Origin of the sequence: Streptomyces sp. cmx-18-6 (assembly GCF_046548915.1) — a bacterium.
Classification (GTDB): Bacteria; Actinomycetota; Actinomycetes; order Streptomycetales; family Streptomycetaceae; genus Streptomyces.
The window spans coordinates 1-521 of record NZ_JAEBEP010000063.1 but is presented as its reverse complement, the minus strand read 5'-3'; the positions used below and the strand labels follow the sequence as shown (position 1 = coordinate 521).

At 71.2% G+C, this 521-nt stretch carries 1 protein-coding gene; it reads left to right on the top strand.

Annotation, left to right across the window (positions count from 1 at the left end):
• Nucleotides 1-254: 254 nt before the first annotated feature.
• Nucleotides 255-521, top strand: a 267-nt coding sequence (locus tag ACLJPL_RS34160) for an ATP-binding cassette domain-containing protein (protein WP_411084825.1), incomplete at its 3' end; no start/stop codon positions are given.

Genomic DNA, 521 nt, shown 5'->3' with positions numbered 1-521 from the left:
GCCTCGCCAACGTATTTCACAACGCCATTGTTGCGTAATTCCTTCGGGCCTGACAACCCACCTCGGAGGAGGACGCGGTGCCCTTCATCACTTAGGTCAACCTAAGTTGACCTGCGGAAACAGTCGATCACAGCAGGCCGCCGCAGGTGGGCGCACGGTGGCCCGGCCGGCGGCCGGGCCACCGGAAACGCGGCACGGACCTCGGGGAACCCGGCGCGCCGGACCCCTGACCGGCCCGCCTAGACTTGCCCGCCATGAGCAGCGAGCCCGTCGTACAGGCCAGGGGCCTGGTCAAGCGGTACGGCACCAAAACGGCGGTCAACGGCCTCGACCTGGAGGTCGCGGCGGGCGCGGTGACCGCGGTCCTCGGCCCCAACGGCGCCGGCAAGACCACCACCGTCGAGTGCGTCGAGGGACTGCGCGTCCCCGACGCCGGCCGGGTCCGGGTCACCGGCCTCGACCCCGTCGCCGACCACCGGCGGGTCGCCGAGGTCCTCGGCGCCCAGCTCCAGCAGAGCGAA